Below are 17,664 nucleotides of genomic sequence, written 5' to 3'. Positions count from 1 at the left end.
TAGAAGATGCGCCAATCGGCCAGCGGGGTGAGGGCGACCTCGGCACGTTTGGCATCGTCGCTGGGGTTTTGCGCCCACAGCGCGGCGTTGCTCCAGGCCTGCGTCAGTTCGGCACGGCTATGTACCTCGGGCGACTGCCAGCGCAGCCACTGGTCGGTGCCATCCACCGTGCGGCGCGTCCAGGCCACCACCAGCGGACCGGTGGCCTGCGGGTCGCTGCTGCGCCGGGTGAGGCGCAGGCCGCGCCCGTCCCAGTCCAGAGCGGTGGTGTTGGGCTGCTCCAGCAGGGCATCCAGGTCGGCCGTCCACTGGCCCAGCCCGGCCTGCAGGGTCAGCACCTCGTCGGCGCGCTGCTGGGTTTGGCTTTGCGCCCGGGTCATGCCGTCTAGCCCGCGCCAGCTCAGCACCGCCAGCAGCGCCATCACCATCAGCGCGACCAGCAGTTCGACCAGGGTGAAACCGCGTTGGCGCGCCATTAAAACCGTCCCACTATGGTGGAGATGCGCAGGATGGGCGCGTTTCCATCAAACACCTGCGCGTCCACCCGCCGAAAGCTGGGGTTGGGTGTGGGCAGCACGTTCAGGCGCACCTCGTAGACGTGGCCCGACTGCTCGCAGTTCTGGCTGCTGTCGCCCACGCTGGGCATCTGGGCCGACAGGCGCATGGCGATGAGCTGGTTTTCGGCGCACAGGTGGGCCAGCAGCACATCGGTTTGCCGGGTGGCATTGGTGGTCAGCGCCTGGGTGGCCTGCAGCCCGGCAATCAGCGCAATCGACACGATGGCCAGGGCCACCAGCACTTCGATCAGGGTGAAGCCACGGACTTTCATGGCGTGACCGCTGGCACGGTCTGCACCGTAAAAGGCCGTGCGCCGTCGGTGGCGATGCGCAGGGCCTGGCTGGGCTGGCTGATGGACTGCAGCACCACTTCCTGGCGGCCAATCACCGGCTCGGGGCCGAGCAGCACCGGGGTGGTGTTGCGCGCCACGGTGTCGGTGCCCAGCCAACGCTCGGGCAGGGTCCGCGCAGGCAGGCCGTCAAAGGCAAAACCGTCGGTGGTCAGCCGCCAATGCACCGGCACGCCGGTGGCACGCGATTGGGCCCGGGCCGATTCAAACAGCGCCGCCAGCCGCGCCGCATCGCGCTCCAGCAGGGTCTGGCTGTTGTCGCGCAGGGCGAAGGCGACCCCCGCACTGGCGATGGCGATGATGGCCACGACGACCAGCAGCTCCAGCAGGGTGAAGCCTTTTTGACGCGAGATCAACGCCGTAGCGCCGGGCCGCCCCAAGCAAGGCACGGCCCCCTCGGGGGGCAGCGCACTACACGCAGTGAGAAGCGTGGGGGCCACATCATTGCCAACTGCCGATATCGGCATTTTTACCTTCGCCACCGGCCACGCCGTCGGCACCGAAGGACATCACGTCGATCTCACCTTGCACGCCGGGATTCAGGTACTGGTAGGGGCGGCTCCAGGGGTCGTTGGGGAGCTTCTCGACGTAGGGCTTCCAGTTGGGCGGAATCGGGTTGGTGCTGGGCTTGGTGACCAGGGCTTGCAGGCCTTGTTCGGCGGTGGGGTAGCGCTGGTTGTCCAGCTTGTAAAGTTTCAGGGCCTGGACCAGGTTGTTCACATCGGTCTTGGCGGCGGTGGCGCGGGCATCGTCGGCACGCTCCAGCACATTGGGCACGATCAGCGCGGCCAGCACGCCGATGATGACCAGCACCACCATCAGTTCAATCAGGGTAAAACCATGGTGCAGAAAACGGCGGGGGAAGAGTCGGTGGTGTGTCATGGGCAGCGATGATAATCAATCCATGTTAATAAACGCATCCGATTCCCTTACAGCACGCTGGGCACCCCGGCTGGTGACTTTTGTGGTCTGGGCTTTGGCGTTGGCCAGCGCGGCGTACTGGGGGCTGAAGTCCACCGCCGACGCGGCTGGCCCGCAAACCGCCGTGGCCACGCACACCCGCGCGCCCATCGATACGGCGGCCGTCGCCCACGTGCTGGGTGCCGTACCCCAGGGTGCTGCGACTGAGACCTTGGTGAACCCCTCGACCCGGTTTGTGCTGTCCGGTGTGATTGCCGGTCAGGGCCACGGTGGCGCGGCCCTGATCGCGGTGGATGGCAAGCCGCCCAAGCCCTTCCGGGTGGGCAGCGTGGTAGACGGCAGCCTGGTGTTGCAGTCGGTCGGCCCGCGCCGGGCCGAACTGGCTAACAGCCTGAATGGCCCGGCGGCGTTTGCGCTGGAATTGCCGGTTCGAAAGTAATCCATTCACCGTAGCCAGGCGCCGCGTGCGGCCACTGGTCGGCGCGGTCAATGCTGCGCATGCCCGCAGCCAGCAGACTACAGGCCCGCGCCACCCCGGCGTGCGTGATCCACAGCGTGGGCCGCGTGCCTACCGCATCCCAAGCCGCGGCCACCCGCTGCATAAATATCTGCACCGATTCGCCGCCGCCGGGCCGATGGTGGGCGAAGTCGGCCGTCCAGGCCTCGAGCGCGGGCTGGCCAATGGCATCCCAGCGCTGGCCTTCCCAGTGGCCAAAATCCATCTCGCGCAGGCGGGGGTCAAAAATAGGGGTTAAATCGGGCCTCAGCGCAGACAGCGCCTGCACAAGCTGCTCACATCTTTGTAGCGTGGAGCTGGTGACGAAAATCCCCAAAGGCAATGCCTCCGCCAGCGTGTGTGCCGCCGCCTGGGTGGCTGGTCCATCTGCCGCCACATCCAGCGCGCCGTAGCACATGCCGGGCTCTACCAGCGGCCGGGCATGGCGGGCCAGCCAGAGCGTCATGGCAAGGCCAGTGCCGCACCCAGGTAGAACGCGATCTCGCAGACCTGCTGCGTGGCACCCAGGCAGTCACCGGTAAAGCCCTGCAGCCGCCGCTGGAACATGCGTCCCATCCAGGCCAGTGCCACCAAACTGGCCAGCACGCCTGCTATTAAAAATGAAGCTGCCTGCGCAGATGCTACCAGCGCTAGAGGCATAAAACACCATATAGATGCCACGCTCAGCGCACGGCGGCTGATCTGGTCGGCCAGCGGCTTGCTTTTAGACGTGGCGGTGTCGCCCACGTGCGGCAACAGGCGCACCAGCACCAGTGGGCAAAAGCGCGACCACACGTGCCCGCCCACCAGCGCCGCCAGCAAGGCCGTGCCGCTGGTCGCGTCCAGCAGCGCCAGCAGGGCGACTTTGGCGGTGAGCGCCAGCACCAGCGCCATCGCGCCGTAGGCGCCCACGCGCGAGTCTTTCATGATCTCCAGCGCCCGTTCGCGCGCCACGCTGCCACCCAGGCCATCGGCCACGTCGGCCAGGCCGTCTTCGTGGAAGCCGCCCGTGAGCAGCACGGTGGCAATGGTGCACAGCACCGCCGTCACCAGCGCGCTGCCGGGCCGTCCGTGCAGCAGCGTGCCACTGATAGCCGCCACCGTGCAAGCCACCAGCGCCACCAGCCAGCCCACGCCGGGGAAATGTGCGGCGCTGGCCCGCAGCATCGCCGGGCTGTAGCCCACCCAGGCCGCCAGCCGCCCGGTGACCGGGATGCGGGTGAAGAACTGGACGGCTAGCAGGTAGTGGCGGACACCGTCCATGGGAGGCTTAGCTTTGCAGGAACAGCTGGTAGACCGGGTTATGGGTTTCTTCGACACAGGGGTAGTCCAGCGTGGCCAGAAATTTGTCGAAGGCTTTGGCATCGGTTTGGGGCACTTGCAGGCCGACCAGGATGCGCCCGTAGTCCGCGCCCTGGTTGCGGTAGTGGAACAGGCTGATGTTCCAGCCGGGTCGTACCAGGCTCAGGAACTTCATCAGCGCGCCGGGCCGCTCGGGAAACACAAAGCTCAGCAGGCGCTCGTCCTGCGCCAGCGCCGACTGCCCCCCCACCATATGGCGGATGTGCTCTTTGGCCAGCTCGTTGTGGGTCAGGTCCAGTGTCTTGAATCCGTGCTTGCCGAAGTTGCTGGCGATCTTTTGGGATTCGCCCTTGGCCGTGGTGGTCAGGCCCACAAATACATGGGCGGCATTGCTCTTGGCCGCGTCACCAATGCGGTAGTTGAATTCCGTCACATTGCGTGGCCCGCCGGGTAACTGGCCTATGGCTTCGCAGAAGCGCTTGAAGCTGCCACGCTCTTCGGGAATCGTGACGGCGAACAGGGCTTCGCGCTCTTCGCCCACCTCGGCTCGCTCGGCCACGAAGCGCAGGCGGTCGAAATTCATGTTGGCACCGCACAGGATGACGGCGTAGGTTTCGCCCTTGGTTTTGTGCTTGGCCACGTATTGCTTTACCGCCGCTACCGCCATCGCACCCGAGGGCTCGACGATGCTGCGGGTGTCCACAAACACGTCCTTGATGGCAGCGCACACGGCATCGGTATCCACGGTGATGTAGTCGTCCACCAGGCCGCGCGCCACGCGGAAGGTTTCTTCGCCCACCAGCTTGACGGCAGTGCCGTCGGCAAACAGGCCCACGTCGGACAGAGTAACGCGCTTTTTGGCATTGACAGACTGCAGCATGGCATCCGAATCCTCGGTTTGCACGCCGATTACCTTGATCTCAGGCCGCACCGCCTTGATGTAGTTGGCCACGCCAGAGATCAGGCCGCCGCCGCCGATGGCTACAAATACCGCGTCCAGCTTCTGTGAGCCCAGGCTTTGCAACTGGCGCAGGATTTCCATGGCAATCGTGCCCTGGCCGGCGATCACATCGGGGTCGTCAAAGGGGTGGACGAAGGTCAAGCCCTGCTTTTTCTGCAACGACAGCGAGTGGTTGTAGGCATCGGTGTAGCTTTCGCCAAACAGCACGACTTCGCCGCCCAGTGCCGCCACGGCATCCACCTTGAGCTGCGGTGTGGTGGTGGGCATCACGATGACCGCGCGGGCACCCAGCTTGCGGGCGCTCATGGCCACGCCCTGGGCGTGGTTGCCGGCAGAGGCGCAAATCACGCCTTTTTTGAGCTGCGCCGCGGTCAGGTGCGCCATTTTGTTGTACGCGCCGCGCAGCTTGAAGCTGAAGACCGGCTGGGTGTCTTCTCGCTTGAGCAGCACCGTGTTGTTCAACCGCAGGCTCAGGTTGCGGGCGGGTTCCAGTGCGGTTTCAATCGCCACGTCGTAGACGCGGGCGGTCAGAATCTTCTTCAGATAGTCGGCGGGGGTGAGCGGCTTGGACGCTTTGGCGGGCTTGGCGGGTGCGGTCATGGGTTTTCCTTAGTCTTTGATGATAAAGGGAGAGCCAACAGCCATAAAAAAAGCCCCGAGTCTTGCGACTCGGGGCTTAAATCCACCTTTTCAGAGGGTGGAGGAGACAATCGGGGTAACAAAGTAATTTTGTTACGATGGTTTGATTGTAGTCGTTTTCCCTTAGTGATGTTGCGATGCAGCATGTTGGTGTGGCGAAAAGCGTGAACAACTTGGCATCACGGGCAGAATCCGTCTTTTCATCCGTAATTTTGTTAAAGAAAGACAGCAGCATGGAATGCACAGTGAGTTGGACCGGCGCCGCGGGCACCCGTTCGGGCATGGGCTTTGTGGCCGAAACCGGCAGCGGCCACACCTTGACCATGGACGGTGCGCCCGATGCAGCCAAACCCGAAAACGGCGGCCAAAACTTGGCACCCCGCCCAATGGAAACCCTGCTAGCCGGTACCGGCGGCTGCACCGCCTATGACGTGGTGCTGATTTTGAAGCGCGGTCGCCACGATGTGCGCGGCTGCTCGGTGAAGCTGGTGTCTGAGCGTGCCGAGGTGGATCCCAAGGTGTTTACCAAGATCAACATGCACTTCACCGTGACTGGCAAGGGCATTCCCGCCGTGGCCGTAGAGCGCGCCATCGCCTTGAGCCACGATAAATACTGCTCGGCCACCATCATGCTGGGCAAGACGGCGGAAATTACCACCAGCTTTGACGTGGTCGAGGCCGCCTAAATCCGGTGCGCCACGGTGGTCATCACCTTGGCGGCCAGGGTCATCAGGCTTTTGACCGGCGCGGGCAAGTCCAGCGCGCCCGCCAGCAGCGCCTCTTGGGAATGGCGCTCTTCATCGTCTTTCATCTGCACCACGATGGCCCGTGAGGCGTGGTCGTCGGCGGGCAGGTGCTCCAGGTGGCTTTGCAGGTGCGCGGCGACCTGGTTTTCGGTTTCCACCACAAAGCCCAGGCTCCAGCGGTCCCCACCGAGCTGACCGGCCAGCGCTCCCAGGCCAAAGGCCCCGGCGTACCACAGGGGATTCAGCACACTGGGGCGGGCCCCCAGTTCGTCCAGCCGCTGGCGCGTCCAGGCCAGGTGGTCGGTTTCTTCGGCGGCGGCATGCAGGAAATGGTTGCGTAGCGCGGGGTTTTTCGTCACCAGCGCCTGTGCGGTGTACAGCGCCTGGGCGCACACCTCGCCGACATGGTTGACACGCATCAGCGCACCGGCTTGGGCTTTGTCTGCCGGGCTGAGTTCGGTGGCGCGCTCAGGTACCGTCGGGCAACTGCGGCTGGCGTGCGGCTGGGTGAATACCGTGCGCAGTGCGGTGTCCGCTGCGCGGCAGAGCTGGTCGAGGGTAGGAAGGCGGGGCAAGGATATGCGTGGGCTGGGTGAAGTCATCTTGCCACTGTAAAGCAAGCCCGCCTGCTTGCAGTCGCCCAAGAAAAAGTCCTCCACAGGGGAGGACTTTTTAGCAGATGCTGCTTAGGCTTTGGGGTCAGAACCGGTGGCGGATGCCAAATGCCACGTTGGTCGAATCGGTGCCTGCGGAGGCTGTTACACCGCCCAGAAAGCCGTTGCCGCCGGGAGCCAGTTGCGAACTGTTTTTGTTGTTGAAGCGCGTCAATACGGCGTTCAGGTCGGTCCGTTTGGACAGCGCGTAGGTGTATGCCACACCGTACGAGTCTCGGTCGGCATTGGACGCGGTCTTGTCGTTCATGGTGTTGTAGGCCACGGTGACCGTGTTGGCACCCATGGACATGCGGTAACCGATGTGGGCCAAGGTAGAGTTTTGCTTCAGCGCGGTGGTGAATGCGTTTTGCACCAAGACACCTGCGCCGCCACCGACCAAGGCGGCAATCCCCGAAACACCTGCAGGATTGTCATCTTTGATGGTGGCAAACATGGTGCTCAAAGTACCTGGGCCAATATCCACCGATGCACCCAAAATGCTGTTTGTCAGAGACTTTTGACCCACTTCGTTCTTCTGTGTGTTGTACCCACCTCCTACCGAGAAGCCAGCGCCCTTGTAAACCAACATGGTGCCTAACAAGCGGTTTGCCGAGTTATTGCCCGCCACTTCGCCCATGGCATACATGACCGTGGCGGTAACGCCATTGGTTTGGATTGCGTACTGCAGGGCGTTGCTGGTGCGGATCGTGAATGACACCGGCACCGACACCAACTGGCCCAGTGCCAAGCTAGATTCGGTATGCATGGAGTCAAACGTAGCAGATGCCAGGTAGCCAGGGGTGTACTGCCGACCCGCCGTGATGGCTCCTACCGGGGTGATAAGGCCGACATAGGCCTGGCGGTCAAACAAATTCTTATCAATATGGTTGACGCCCAGTTGCGCGCCCAGGCTGCCGGCTACGGCCGTCACCGCGGGCTGGAATGCCGCGGGTAGACCCATGAGTGTGGCGGTGTTCAAGCGGTCAGGCACTTGTGAGCCCGAAGCGGGACGGTTGCTTACCGACCCCGTGTCCAGCTCCACGCGGCTTTCCAGTGTGAAGATAGCCTTGTATCCGCCGCCCAGATCTTCATTGCCCTTGAGGCCCCAGCGCGAACCTTCCATGATGCCGCTGGCCAATTGCGTGACAGAGCCTTGTTTCAGACCTGTAACGTGATTGATACCTGCATCGGCGATGCCGTAGAGCGTTACGCTGCTGGCTGCAGGGGTTTCCTGTGCCATGGCGGCCGTGGCCAGGCAGCCCAGTGCGGCTGCGGACACCAAAGTCATTTTTTTCATAGTTGCTCCAAAGTTTTTCTCAAAATTACGCCGTTTAGCCTCTGTTTCCACCGCAAACCGCCGTCGTTTGCCAGGCTGCGTGAGCCCGCATGTTGCCAAATTACAGCCGTGTACAGGTCGCTTGTGCGACTTTTTTGGCAGGTGGAAACCCTGTGACTCCTATTTCACAGCAGCAAAAGCTGTCCTATGCCAAGTATCTGCTTTGTTTCTTTTAGGCAAAGTTGCAGAGGCCAATGGTGGCGTATGTAACAAATTGGGTGGAAGTTACTAGGTGGTTACTTTGCGCAAAAAACGTTGTTTATATTCAACATATGTAGTTTTGTGACAGGCTAGTCACCTAATGTTTATTCACCGTCTGGTGTAATCGCTTCAGCTTCTGAAACAGAAGTAACAGTTGAGGTGGCAGCCAGACTGCGAACCCGACACTTATCAATCTTTGGAGATACCTGAATGAAAAAATCCCTGGTTGCATTGGCTGTGCTGGCCGCTTCCGGTGCCGCAATGGCCCAGTCCTCCGTCACTCTGTACGGTGTTATTGACGTTTTTGTGGGTAGCTCTTCGACACAAAACAAAGGCAACCTACCCGTGGCATCGCTGCGCCAGACCGTCGAGACCTCCGGTTCCGTCAATGGTTCGCGTTGGGGCATGAAGGGCGCTGAAGATCTGGGCGGCGGTTTGAAGGCCATCTTTGATCTGCAAAGCGGTTTCAGTGTTGACACTGGAGCTTCTGGTCAAGGCGGTTTGTTGTTCGGTCGTCAATCCATTGTGGGTTTACAAGGCGGCTTTGGTAAGGTGGTTGTGGGTCGCGCAATCTTGCCGTTCTACGACAACGAAGGTATGAATGACTCGATGTTGAACGGCTCTTTGTCGGCCCAAAGCAATGTCATGCGTACTGCGAACGGTTTCAACACCTTCTATGACGCTAACCCCGCTGCTGGCTACGTTCTGCGCGGTAACAACACCTTCCGTTACGACACGCCTAACCTTGCCGGTTTTGTGGGTGCCGTTTCTTACACGCTGGATGAGAAGGCTGCGACCAGCCTGTCCACCACCGCTGGCATCCGTGTAATCTCTACGTCTTTGGTTTACGCCAATGGCCCAGTGAGCGGCGTTTTGGCTTACCAAACGGAAAAGCCTGTCACCTCCCCCGGCACTGCTACCGATCGCAACTTCACCCGTCTGTCGGGCCAGTATGACTTCGGTACGATCATTGCCAAGGCTGGTTATGGCCACGCAGGTAAGGTTGACTACGTCGATGGTGCTTCTACCAACGAATACCAGATCGGTCTGGACTTCAAGGTCACCGATGCGTTCTTGCTGACCGGCGGTGTCTCCCAGTCCAAGGACAAAAACCTGCTGGCTTCTGGTGATGTGAAGCGCACGGCTTTCGCCCTGGGTTACAAGTACACCATGTCCAAGCGCACCTTCCTGTACGGCGGCTACGAAGCTGGCGTTGGCAAGAAGAACAACGCTACGGCAGCTACGCCTGATGCCAAGCAAAACATTTTTGCTATGGGCGTTCAGCACCGTTTCTGATCTGAGGCTGGCACACGCCAGCTGAAGGTTTGAACCACAAAAAACCCACTGCGTCACAGCAGTGGGTTTTTTTATGGGTGCTTATAGGGGCGCTTACTCTGTGTCGGCCTGGATGGGGCCTTTTTTGTTTTTGCGTGCGTCCTTCTTGGCCTGGCGGGCCGCGTCGGCGGCCTGGCCGGTGGCCAGCCACTGGGTGAATTCTTCCGGGGTTTCCAGCGTCACACGGCCGAGCGTGGCCGAACGGAATTCGGTCAGCACGATCTCGGCGGCTTTTTGCAGATTGACCTTGCCACCGCCCAGCAGACCGCCGCGTTTGCGGGCGATCTCAGAAAGCACGCCAATGTCTGTCAGGCCCAGAATCGGGTCCAGCTTGTAGCGTTCTTCCACCTGCCCGGCGTAGTGCTTTTGCAGAATCAGCAGCAGCTCCAGCGCCACCTCTTCCTCGTCAAACGCATTGCGGCCAATGGAGCCGCAGGCGGCCAGGTGGTAGCCGCTTTGCTCGACGATGATGCGCGGCCACAGCATGCCGGGGGTGTCGTAGGCATAAAAGTCGTCGGCCATCACGATGCGCTGCTCCAGCTTGGTGATGCCCGCTTCGTCGCCGGTTTTGGCGGCGCGCTTGCCCTTCAAGGTGTTGATCAGCGTGGACTTGCCCACATTGGGTACGCCGCAAATCAGCACCCGCATCGGCTTGACCATGCCGCCGCGCAACGGGGCCAGCAGGCGGCAGGCAGGGATGAGGCGCTGGGCCGGCGCGGTTTCGCTGGCATCCAGGGCTATGGCGCGGGTGCCGGGCAGGGCGTTGTAATGTGCCAGCCACAGGGCGGTGCGCACGGGGTCGGCAATGTCCTGCTTGTTCAGGATTTTGAGGGTGGGCGTGCTGCCGATCAGCTCGGCCAGCATGGGGTTGGCGCTGGAGCCGGGCATGCGCGCGTCCAGCAGCTCGATCACCACGTCGGTCTCTTTGAGGCGCTCGGTGATGGCTTTTTTGGTCAGGTGCATGTGACCGGGGAACCATTGGATGGCCATGTTTTTATTACTTTCTATGGTTTTGTACTGCCGAAGGAGACTAAATCCAGTGGCAGGGCCGTGGTGGACTTGATTTGCTCCATGGAGAAGGCGGATGACACGCCGCTCAAAGGCACGGCCTGGATGAGTTTTTTGTAGAAGCGATCGTAACCGCCGATGTCGGTGGTCACCACTTTGAGCAAATAGTCCACATCGCCGCTCATGCGGTGCAGCTCCTGGATCTCGGGCAGGGCCGCGGCGGCGGCGGCGAACTGGGCCAGCCATTTCTCGTCGTGCTGGGCCGTGCGTATGCTGACGAACACGGTGATGGGCAAACCCACTTTGTGCCGGTTGACCAGCGCCACGCGGCCGCTGAGGTAGCCCTCGTCTTCCAGCCGTTTGAGGCGCTTCCAGCAGGGCGTGCTGGACAGGCCGACCCGCTCGGCCAGCGCGGCCACGGACAGGTTACCGTCGATCTGCAGTGCACCCAAAATAGCGTAGTCCAGACGGTCAAGTTCATTCATGCTGCATTTTTAAAATTAATAGTTTATTTGTTCTAAATTTTTGGAATATTCTAATATTTATAGAAGCCGTATTTCCGTATCGATAGGTAGGATTCACCGCCATGAATCCCACTATCTACCTTGATTGCAACGCCACCACCCCCGTCATGCCCGCCGCCCTGGCCGCTGCACAACAGGCCATGGGGGCGCTGTTTGGCAATCCCAGCAGTACCCACGCCACCGGTTTGCAGGCCCGGCAACTGGTGGATGCCGTGCGTGCCCGTGCGGTGCGGGTGCTGGGTGCAGGGGAGGGCGACGTGCTGTTCACCAGCGGCGCGACCGAGGGCATCCAGACGGCGGTGCTGTCGGCCCTGTGCGGCGTGCGGGAGCGGCAGGCGCGCGGCGAGCCGGTGGGCAAGCTGCTGGTGTACGGAGCCACTGAACACAAGGCGGTGCCTGAAAGCCTGGCGCACTGGAACCGGGTGCTGGGTTTGCAGCTGGAACTGCAAGTCTTGGCGGTAGAGCGCAGCGGGCGGCACGACCTGGCCGCCTTGCGCGCGCTGGCCCCGCAGGCCGCCTTGGTCTGCACCATGGCTGCCAATAACGAGACCGGCGTGGTGTCTGACTTGGCGGGGATCGAGGCCGTACTCCAGGACCTAGCCCCGCAGGCCTACTGGCTGGTGGACTGTGTGCAGGCCCTGGGCAAGCTACCTTTGCAACTGGCGCAGACCCGCATCGACTACGCGCCGTTTTCTGGCCACAAGCTGTACGCGCCCAAGGGCATTGGCCTGCTGTATGTGCGCCCTGGTGCGCCGTTCACCCCGCTGCTGGCCGGGGGCGGGCAAGAAGACGGCCTGCGTTCCGGCACCGAGAACATGGTGGGCATCGCCGCACTCGGCGCGGTGCTGCAGGCGCTGGAGGAAGGCGACAGTTTTAGCAGCCACACTCAAATGCTACAGTTTCGAGAGCTGCTCGTGCAGAGCCTGCGGGCGGCGTGGCCCGAAATCATCTTTAACGCCGACTTGGATGATGCCCTGCCCACCACCTTGAATTTCTCGGTGCCCGGCCTGCCCAGCAGTGCGGTGGTGGATGCCCTGGGCATCGTGGGTGTACACGTCAGCGCAGGCAGTGCCTGCTCGGCCAAGAAAGTGGCCCCCAGCTATGTACTGCAAGCCATGGGCGTGCCCGACGCCCAGGCCGCGTCGGCCGTGCGGCTGTCGTTCGGTGCCCTGGCCGATGCGGCCTTTATCGACACCGCCTGTGCCCGTATTGCCCGCTGCGGTGCTGCACTGCAAGCCCGCGCCGCTGCCGCCAAAGCGCTGCGTTGCGGTCCGCCCCTAGAGGCCGACCAGACCATGCACCTGCTGCCCAAGCAACTGGCAGACTTTTTACAACAGCATCCCAACGCCGTGCTGGTGGATGTGCGCGAACCCCACGAGCACGCCGCCGAACCCCAACCGCTAGGCTGCGGCCACACCGCGCTGAACGTGCCGCTGGGCCGCCTGGACACCCATCTGCCCCACTGGCTAGCCACACCGTCCGTTCCACTGTTATTCGTCTGCCGCAGCGGCCAGCGCAGCCAACGCGCCGTGCACACCCTGCGCCAACTGGGTTACGCCCAAGCCTGGCAGATGGTGGGTGAGGGTGCTATCTAAAGACTAGCTGTCAGCGCAGGTGTGATATGCGTAAGAGGCAAAAAAAGTATAAACCCAGCGCAATCACCATCCCTTCCAGAACAGCGTGGAACTGGCTTTGCCAGGCCACTGGTATCGCCCCCTGCGTGTCGTATCTGCTTTTCAAGCAGATACGAGGGGGGTTGGCGAAAGAAGCGAAGCTCTGAAGACTGGGGGGGGGCATCAATACCGGAACAGTTGCCCGTTGCCCATGCGCACCCGGTCGCCTACGCGCAGGTCGGTTTGGGGCGGCACGCTGAAATAGCGGTAGCTGCCGTCGTCGCCCTGCACGCTGACGCGGTAGGACTCGTGGACTTGGCCGGGCTGCTGGCTGCCTTCAATTGCATTGCCTGCGACCGCGCCGCCGACACCGCCGAGCACGGTGGCCGCGCCCTTGCCCACGCCGCCGCCGATCTGGTGACCGATCACCGCGCCGAGGATGCCGCCTATCAAAGCGCCGCCGCCGGTGGGCTGCGGACGCTCCTGCGTGCGTATCAACTCCATCTGGGCCACGCGGCCGGTGTCTACGCGCTGCACCTGTTGCACGGCGACGGGTTGTGGAGCCTGCTGGTAGGGGGCGACCACGCAGGCGCTGAGGCCGGTGGCGAGCAGGGTGGCGGTAAGGACGGTGGTAGTCAATCGCATGGCGGGATGTTCCTGAAAAAAGGGCACGTTACGGATGATTTGCTTCCTTCATACGACGCGCCAAGAGCTGGATGGTTGACAGGGTATCCCTGGCATTGGTTCCATCGGCTGCGTGAACCGGGTGTAAACGGCGACAATCGCGGCCTGCTTGGCGCAGGGCTCCGCGCCCCGATCCGCTCTGCACATCCCCATCGATCTTTTTGCCTCAAATCCCGCCCCATTGGTGGGCTGGGCCTTGTATTGCCAACCGTGAAACTCAAAGACTTCCTCCGAACCATCCCCTATCTGGCCTGGGTGGTGATCTACACCGCGTTCTGCGCGGGCATTTTTGCGGCCATTTTGGGGGCGATTACGCCCGAGCTGCGCGAGGAGCTGGACAACTACCAGCAGTTGGGCATTTTGATGATGGTCTGGTCCAGCGGCTCGGTGCTGGGGGCTTTGCAGGGCGGGCGCATGGCCCAAAGCTACCCGCCCCGGACCCTGTTTTTAAGCTACACCGCTGCTGCGCTGGCCTCGATTGTGCTGATCGTGCTGTCGCCCAACTTTGGCATGTTGCTGCTGGGATTTTTTGCCGTGGCGTTGGTGGAAACGGCCTTGTTCACCCTGGCGCACAGCATCCTGGCCGATGTTAGCCCGCAGCCAGAGCTGCGTGCCCGGCTGTTGAGCATGGTGGACGTGGCCTTCAGCCTGGGCAATCTGCTGTCGCCCCTGGCGGTGATTGGCGTGCAGAGCTTGAACACCAATTGGCGTGCGCCCTATGCCTTGTATTTGCTGCCCTTGTTGTGCGTGTTGCTGCTGTTCTGGCCGCGCCGCCACTTTGCCCATCTAGTGCCGTCCCACCATGCGGTGGAGGAGCAAGGCGGCGCGCTCAGCTACGTGCAACTGCTGCGTCGCCCGCTGGTGGCTTGGGTGGTCACCGGCGGCGTGCTGAGCGGATTTGTGGAGTGGGGGCAAAACTTTTGGTATGTGAGCTATGGCATCAGCGCCCAGCACCTCAGCCCCAACGCCGCACGGGTGGGGCTGCAGTTTTTTGTGGCCGGGATGGTGGCGGCGCGGCTGTGGCAGGCGTTTTTTCACAGCAGTTGGTCGATACGGCAGAAGCTGTGGCGCATGAATTTGCTGGCGCTGGCGGGCATGGCGCTGAACGTGGCGCTGCCCGGTGTAGGCGGCTGGGCGCTACCTGCTGTGGGCAATTTCATGCTGGGCTTGGGGATTGGCGTGGTGTTTCCGATCCTGCTGGCTATCATGATCGACGCGGCACCGGGGCAGACCTCCCGGCTGTCGGCGCTGCTGATGATTGGTTACAGCGTGGGTTCGCAACTGGCGGGCCTGCTGGTGGGCAGCCTGTCAGACCAAGTGGGCCTGCGCTGGGCTTACGGCTGCATGCTGTTGGTGGTGCTGGCCTTTACCGCCGTGGTCTGGCGCATTGTGGAGTTTGGCAAGGTGCGGGGGCTGGCGCCCCAGGGCTGAGGCATTCTTTTAAAATTTTGGCCAAATAGGGCTCTGGCGCAGGTTCTACCTGCGCAAGCAGCTATAAAAAGCCTAGCGTTATGCTAACTCAGCCAAACCCAGGATGGTCTTGACCAGCGCCTGGGCGCGGGGCACCAGCGTGTCCAGGTGGCAGTATTCCGCGTCGGTATGCGCCTTGCCGCCCACCGGACCGACACCGCAAAGCGTGGGTACGCCCAGCGAACCAGTCAGCCCCGCGTCCGAGCAGCCGCCGGTGGCCTCACCGTCAACGGCGAAGCCGACTTCGGCGGCGCTGTGCTGGTAGCGCTGCATCAGCGCTTGGCTGGAGTGCAGCTCAAACGGCATGGATTCGGACGTTTGGGTGATGCGCACCTGGGTGCCGGGCACCTGGGGCGGCTGCGCGACCAGTGCGTGGATGTGGGCAAACACGGCTTCGCGTTCCGCCAGGGTGCGAAAGCGCACATCCAGCTTGGCCTGGGCGGTAGGTGCCACGGTGTTGGTGGACATGCCGCCGCTGACCAGGCCCACATTGGTGGTGATGCCGGTGCTGTAGTCGGTGAGTGCGTGCAGCGCGATGACCAGATGGGCCAGTGCGGCGATGGCGCTGGCACCATCGGCGTGGTTCACACCTGCATGGGCGGCGCGGCCGGTGACTTCGATCAAGAAGGTGGCGCCGCCTTTGCGCTCGGTGACCAGGTTGCCGCTGACACGGCCGGGCTCTGAATTGAACACGGCACGCGCGCCGCGCGCATGGGTCTGGATGGCGACGCGCCCGTTTTGCGAGCCGATCTCTTCATCCGCCGTGAACAGGCCGCGCAGGGGGAAGGGCAGGGGCGGCAGCTTTTGCAGCGCCATCATCACAAAGCATTGCAGCACCAGGCCGGACTTCATGTCGGCCACGCCCGGGCCGTAGCCCAGGTCGCCCTCGACCCGCCAGGGGCGCTGGGCCACAGTGCCGGTAGGGAACACGGTGTCGCGGTGGCCCATCAGCACGACCGGTGCGGCCGTGGGGTTGGCACCGGGCAGGTGCGTCAGCAGCACGTCGCCGTCGGCGGGGGCACTGCGGTGTTCGGTGGCAATGCCTGCGGCGTTTAGCCAGCCGGCCATGGCGCTGGCGACCGCATCCGTGCCTGCCTTGTCATAGCTACCGGAGTCGATATTCACCAGCGTGGCAAGGGCCTCTTGCATCGCTGGGCGCTGGTCTGCGAGCCACGCGACGGCGGCGTTGGTTTCCAGCACGGTCATGCGGCTTCCTTCATGATGTCGGCACCTTGTTCGGCCAGATCCCAAAAGAGGCCGGCCATGACCTGCAGCGACTCACGGGTGGTGTCCACCAGAATGTGTTCGTTCGGGGCGTGCTGCGAGCAGGCGGGGTACGAGTGCGGCACCCACAGTGTGGGCAGGCCCAGTGTTTCGGCGAACACATCGTTGGGCAGCGAGCCGCCCAGATTGGGCAGCAGCGCCGGGCGGCTGCCGGTGCTGCGCTCTATAGAGGCCATGCCCCAGCGCACCCAGGGGCTGTCGGGGTCCAGGCGGGTTGCGGCCATGTAGACATTGGTGCTGCGCACCTCTACGTCGTCAAAGCCGTGGGCCAGCAGGTGTTGGCGGATGTGGTCCAGAAAGTGGGCTACATCGCTGCCCACCACAAAGCGCATATGGCAGTGGGCACGGGCCGTATGGGGGATAGCGTGCACCGGCATGGCGGGGTTGCCGGTGGTGAAGGCCAGCACTTCCAGGCTGTTCCAGCCGATGACGCGCTCGGCCGGTGTGAGGCCGGGCTCGCCCCAGTGGGGGTCGATCTCGGGGTCGCTCGCCCCGCCGCCCACTTCGATGTCTTGCAGCGCTTTTTTGACGCTCTCGGGGATTTCTTTGGGCAGCAGTCCCGGCACCAAGATGCGCCCGTGGGCGTCTATTAGGCTGGCAATGGCATGTGCAAGACGGATGCCGGGGTTGCGCAGCAGGCCACCCCAGTTGCCCGAGTGGTGGCCGCCGTCGCGCAGATTCAGCGACAGGTCGAAGTTGAACACGCCGCGCGAGCCCAGGAACAGCGTGGCACGCGAGGCCGACACGCGGGGGCCGTCGGAGGCCAGAAACACGTCGGCGGCCAAGGCTTCGCGGTGCAGTGCGCAGACTTCGTTCAGGCCGGGCGAGCCGTCTTCTTCGCCCATCTCCAAAATGATTTTGACGTTGTAGCCCAGGCGCCCGCCGCGCACGGCCAGTACCTGCTCCAGCGCGGTGAGGTTGATGGTGTGCTGGCCCTTGTTGTCTGCCGTGCCACGGCCGTACCAGCGGTTGCCGTCCACCACGATCTTCCAGGGGCTCAGGCCTTCGCGCCACTGCGCGTCGTAGCCGCGCACCACGTCGCCATGGCCATAGGTCAGCACGGTGCAGCTGGCGCCGGGCTCCATGCGTTCGGCAAACAGAAACGGGCTTTTGCCGGGCAAGGGGTTGTCCACGATGCGGCAGCTGAAGCCCATGCTTTCCAGCTGGGGGGTGATCTCTTCACGCAGATAGGCGTGCAGGATGGGGCCGCTGGCGGCGTCCTGGCTTTCGGTCTTGTAGGCGACGCGGCGGTCCAGCGTTTTCTGGAAGCGGCCGTCGTCAAAATAGGCGAGCGTTTGCGCCAAGGCTTGGGTGCGACTCATGGGAGATCTTTCTGTTTGGAATGAGGACAAGGGCTGTTCTTAGGCCAAGGCTTCGCGGCTGATGTCCGGGATGCCCAGGCCCGGCTCGGGCGTCAGCGCCGATGCCAGCAGCATGCGGGTGTAGGGGTGCTCGGGGCGGCTGAATATCTGCTCGCGGCTGCCCAGCTCCACGATGGCGCCTTTGTGCATCACGGCCACGCGGTCTACCAGGTGCTCCACCACGCCCAGGTCGTGGCTGATGAAGAAGTAGGTCAAGCCAAAC

Annotated in this window: 19 protein-coding genes and 1 pseudogene; 5 read left to right on the top strand and 15 right to left on the bottom strand. The window is 62.9% G+C overall.

Going from position 1 to position 17,664, the window contains the following annotated elements:
* The 4 genes from ABI213_RS01575 to gspG form a co-directional block, all read right to left on the bottom strand.
* Positions 1–476 (bottom strand): prepilin-type N-terminal cleavage/methylation domain-containing protein (locus tag ABI213_RS01575; protein WP_348025837.1); only part of this gene is annotated, 476 nt, incomplete at its 3' end.
* The gene (gspI, locus tag ABI213_RS01570; protein WP_348005926.1) at positions 476–829 is read right to left on the bottom strand and encodes a type II secretion system minor pseudopilin GspI; all 354 of its coding nucleotides are present in this window, start codon (positions 827–829) and stop codon (positions 476–478) included. The genes ABI213_RS01575 and gspI, both read right to left, overlap by 1 nt.
* Positions 826–1,347 (bottom strand): prepilin-type N-terminal cleavage/methylation domain-containing protein, encoded by a 522-nt coding sequence (locus ABI213_RS01565; RefSeq protein ID WP_348025835.1) that lies wholly within the window; start codon positions 1,345–1,347, stop codon positions 826–828. The genes gspI and ABI213_RS01565 overlap by 4 nt, the downstream gene beginning before the upstream one ends.
* Position 1,348: 1 nt before the next feature.
* A complete protein-coding gene (gspG, locus tag ABI213_RS01560) occupies positions 1,349–1,789 on the bottom strand; it encodes a type II secretion system major pseudopilin GspG (protein ID WP_348005924.1) in 441 nt (146 codons plus the stop codon).
* A gap of 22 nt (positions 1,790–1,811) precedes the next feature.
* On the opposite strand from gspG, the gene ABI213_RS01555 reads away from it, so the two are divergent.
* Complete coding sequence (locus ABI213_RS01555; RefSeq protein WP_348025833.1) at positions 1,812–2,267, top strand: type II secretion system protein N; 456 nt, start codon at positions 1,812–1,814, stop codon at positions 2,265–2,267.
* Here the strand turns inward: ABI213_RS01555 and ABI213_RS01550 are convergent.
* From ABI213_RS01550 to ilvA, 3 genes are read right to left on the bottom strand one after another with little or no spacing between them, the layout of a single operon-like run.
* Positions 2,212–2,790 carry a histidine phosphatase family protein gene (locus ABI213_RS01550; protein ID WP_348025831.1) on the bottom strand — a complete coding sequence of 193 codons (579 nt, stop codon included), beginning with the start codon at positions 2,788–2,790 and terminating at the stop codon, positions 2,212–2,214. The genes ABI213_RS01555 and ABI213_RS01550 overlap by 56 nt on opposite strands.
* On the bottom strand, positions 2,787–3,587 hold the full coding sequence (locus tag ABI213_RS01545; RefSeq protein ID WP_348025829.1) for an adenosylcobinamide-GDP ribazoletransferase: 801 nt from the start codon (positions 3,585–3,587) through the stop codon (positions 2,787–2,789). The genes ABI213_RS01550 and ABI213_RS01545 overlap by 4 nt, the downstream gene beginning before the upstream one ends.
* A gap of 7 nt (positions 3,588–3,594) precedes the next feature.
* Positions 3,595–5,187 carry a threonine ammonia-lyase, biosynthetic gene (ilvA, locus tag ABI213_RS01540; protein WP_348025827.1) on the bottom strand — a complete coding sequence of 531 codons (1,593 nt, stop codon included), beginning with the start codon at positions 5,185–5,187 and terminating at the stop codon, positions 3,595–3,597.
* Positions 5,188–5,459: 272 nt separating this feature from the next.
* Here ilvA and ABI213_RS01535 point away from each other — a divergent pair, with 272 nt between their 5' ends.
* Positions 5,460–5,912: an OsmC family protein gene (locus tag ABI213_RS01535; RefSeq protein WP_348025825.1), complete on the top strand. Its 453-nt coding sequence runs from the start codon at positions 5,460–5,462 to the stop codon at positions 5,910–5,912.
* Here the strand turns inward: ABI213_RS01535 and coq7 are convergent.
* Positions 5,909–6,547 (bottom strand): 2-polyprenyl-3-methyl-6-methoxy-1,4-benzoquinone monooxygenase, encoded by a 639-nt coding sequence (coq7, locus tag ABI213_RS01530; RefSeq protein WP_348008327.1) that lies wholly within the window; start codon positions 6,545–6,547, stop codon positions 5,909–5,911. The two genes, ABI213_RS01535 and coq7, sit on opposite strands and share 4 nt — an antisense overlap.
* A gap of 124 nt (positions 6,548–6,671) precedes the next feature.
* Entirely contained in the window at positions 6,672–7,922 is a 1,251-nt protein-coding gene (locus ABI213_RS01525) for a porin (protein WP_348008326.1), read from the bottom strand.
* Positions 7,923–8,372: 450 nt separating this feature from the next.
* On the opposite strand from ABI213_RS01525, the gene ABI213_RS01520 reads away from it, so the two are divergent.
* Positions 8,373–9,458, top strand: a complete 1,086-nt coding sequence (locus tag ABI213_RS01520) for a porin (protein ID WP_348008325.1) — start codon at positions 8,373–8,375, stop codon at positions 9,456–9,458.
* Between the two features lie 93 nt (positions 9,459–9,551).
* Here the strand turns inward: ABI213_RS01520 and ylqF are convergent, their stop codons facing one another.
* Both ylqF and ABI213_RS01510 read right to left on the bottom strand, forming a co-directional pair.
* Complete coding sequence (gene ylqF, locus ABI213_RS01515) at positions 9,552–10,487, bottom strand: ribosome biogenesis GTPase YlqF (protein ID WP_348008324.1); 936 nt, start codon at positions 10,485–10,487, stop codon at positions 9,552–9,554.
* A 14-nt stretch (positions 10,488–10,501) separates the two neighbouring features.
* Complete coding sequence (locus tag ABI213_RS01510) at positions 10,502–10,990, bottom strand: Lrp/AsnC family transcriptional regulator (RefSeq protein ID WP_348008323.1); 489 nt, start codon at positions 10,988–10,990, stop codon at positions 10,502–10,504.
* Between the two features lie 101 nt (positions 10,991–11,091).
* On the opposite strand from ABI213_RS01510, the gene ABI213_RS01505 reads away from it, so the two are divergent.
* Positions 11,092–12,624, top strand: a complete 1,533-nt coding sequence (locus ABI213_RS01505; protein WP_348025823.1) for an aminotransferase class V-fold PLP-dependent enzyme — start codon at positions 11,092–11,094, stop codon at positions 12,622–12,624.
* A 201-nt stretch (positions 12,625–12,825) separates the two neighbouring features.
* Here the strand turns inward: ABI213_RS01505 and ABI213_RS01500 are convergent, their stop codons facing one another.
* Entirely contained in the window at positions 12,826–13,287 is a 462-nt protein-coding gene (locus ABI213_RS01500; protein WP_348008321.1) for a glycine zipper 2TM domain-containing protein, read from the bottom strand.
* A gap of 249 nt (positions 13,288–13,536) precedes the next feature.
* Here ABI213_RS01500 and ABI213_RS01495 point away from each other — a divergent pair, with 249 nt between their 5' ends.
* On the top strand, positions 13,537–14,757 hold the full coding sequence (locus ABI213_RS01495) for an MFS transporter (protein ID WP_348025821.1): 1,221 nt from the start codon (positions 13,537–13,539) through the stop codon (positions 14,755–14,757).
* 78 nt (positions 14,758–14,835) lie between these two features.
* Here the strand turns inward: ABI213_RS01495 and ABI213_RS01490 are convergent, their stop codons facing one another.
* The 3 genes and pseudogenes from ABI213_RS01490 to ABI213_RS01480 form a co-directional block, all read right to left on the bottom strand.
* A complete protein-coding gene (locus ABI213_RS01490) occupies positions 14,836–16,002 on the bottom strand; it encodes a M20 family metallopeptidase (protein WP_348025819.1) in 1,167 nt (388 codons plus the stop codon).
* The gene (locus ABI213_RS01485) at positions 15,999–17,402 is read right to left on the bottom strand and encodes a M20 family metallopeptidase (protein WP_348025817.1); all 1,404 of its coding nucleotides are present in this window, start codon (positions 17,400–17,402) and stop codon (positions 15,999–16,001) included. The genes ABI213_RS01490 and ABI213_RS01485 overlap by 4 nt, the downstream gene beginning before the upstream one ends.
* Before the next feature lie 39 nt (positions 17,403–17,441).
* Positions 17,442–17,664, bottom strand: a pseudogene (locus ABI213_RS01480) (ABC transporter ATP-binding protein); the annotation flags it as partial.

It is taken from the genome of Rhodoferax sp. (genome assembly GCF_039922535.1).
GTDB lineage: Bacteria > Pseudomonadota > Gammaproteobacteria > Burkholderiales > Burkholderiaceae_C > Rhodoferax_B.
This window is presented reverse-complemented; position numbering and strand designations above follow the sequence as displayed.

What these genes read in the sequence shown, in the direction of transcription:
- ABI213_RS01550 (WP_348025831.1), bottom strand. Translation starts at nt 2,790, where the DNA reads ATGACGCTCTGGCTGGCCCGCCATGCCCGGCCGCTGGTAGAGCCCGGC.
- ylqF (WP_348008324.1), bottom strand. Translation starts at nt 10,487, where the DNA reads ATGGCCATCCAATGGTTCCCCGGTCACATGCACCTGACCAAAAAAGCC.
- ABI213_RS01520 (WP_348008325.1), top strand. Translation starts at nt 8,373, where the DNA reads ATGAAAAAATCCCTGGTTGCATTGGCTGTGCTGGCCGCTTCCGGTGCC.
- ABI213_RS01500 (WP_348008321.1), bottom strand. Translation starts at nt 13,287, where the DNA reads ATGCGATTGACTACCACCGTCCTTACCGCCACCCTGCTCGCCACCGGC.
- ABI213_RS01545 (WP_348025829.1), bottom strand. Translation starts at nt 3,587, where the DNA reads ATGGACGGTGTCCGCCACTACCTGCTAGCCGTCCAGTTCTTCACCCGC.
- ABI213_RS01555 (WP_348025833.1), top strand. Translation starts at nt 1,812, where the DNA reads ATGTTAATAAACGCATCCGATTCCCTTACAGCACGCTGGGCACCCCGG.
- ABI213_RS01535 (WP_348025825.1), top strand. Translation starts at nt 5,460, where the DNA reads ATGGAATGCACAGTGAGTTGGACCGGCGCCGCGGGCACCCGTTCGGGC.
- ABI213_RS01510 (WP_348008323.1), bottom strand. Translation starts at nt 10,990, where the DNA reads ATGAATGAACTTGACCGTCTGGACTACGCTATTTTGGGTGCACTGCAG.
- ABI213_RS01505 (WP_348025823.1), top strand. Translation starts at nt 11,092, where the DNA reads ATGAATCCCACTATCTACCTTGATTGCAACGCCACCACCCCCGTCATG.
- ABI213_RS01485 (WP_348025817.1), bottom strand. Translation starts at nt 17,402, where the DNA reads ATGAGTCGCACCCAAGCCTTGGCGCAAACGCTCGCCTATTTTGACGAC.
- ilvA (WP_348025827.1), bottom strand. Translation starts at nt 5,187, where the DNA reads ATGACCGCACCCGCCAAGCCCGCCAAAGCGTCCAAGCCGCTCACCCCC.
- gspG (WP_348005924.1), bottom strand. Translation starts at nt 1,789, where the DNA reads ATGACACACCACCGACTCTTCCCCCGCCGTTTTCTGCACCATGGTTTT.
- gspI (WP_348005926.1), bottom strand. Translation starts at nt 829, where the DNA reads ATGAAAGTCCGTGGCTTCACCCTGATCGAAGTGCTGGTGGCCCTGGCC.
- ABI213_RS01525 (WP_348008326.1), bottom strand. Translation starts at nt 7,922, where the DNA reads ATGAAAAAAATGACTTTGGTGTCCGCAGCCGCACTGGGCTGCCTGGCC.
- ABI213_RS01490 (WP_348025819.1), bottom strand. Translation starts at nt 16,002, where the DNA reads ATGACCGTGCTGGAAACCAACGCCGCCGTCGCGTGGCTCGCAGACCAG.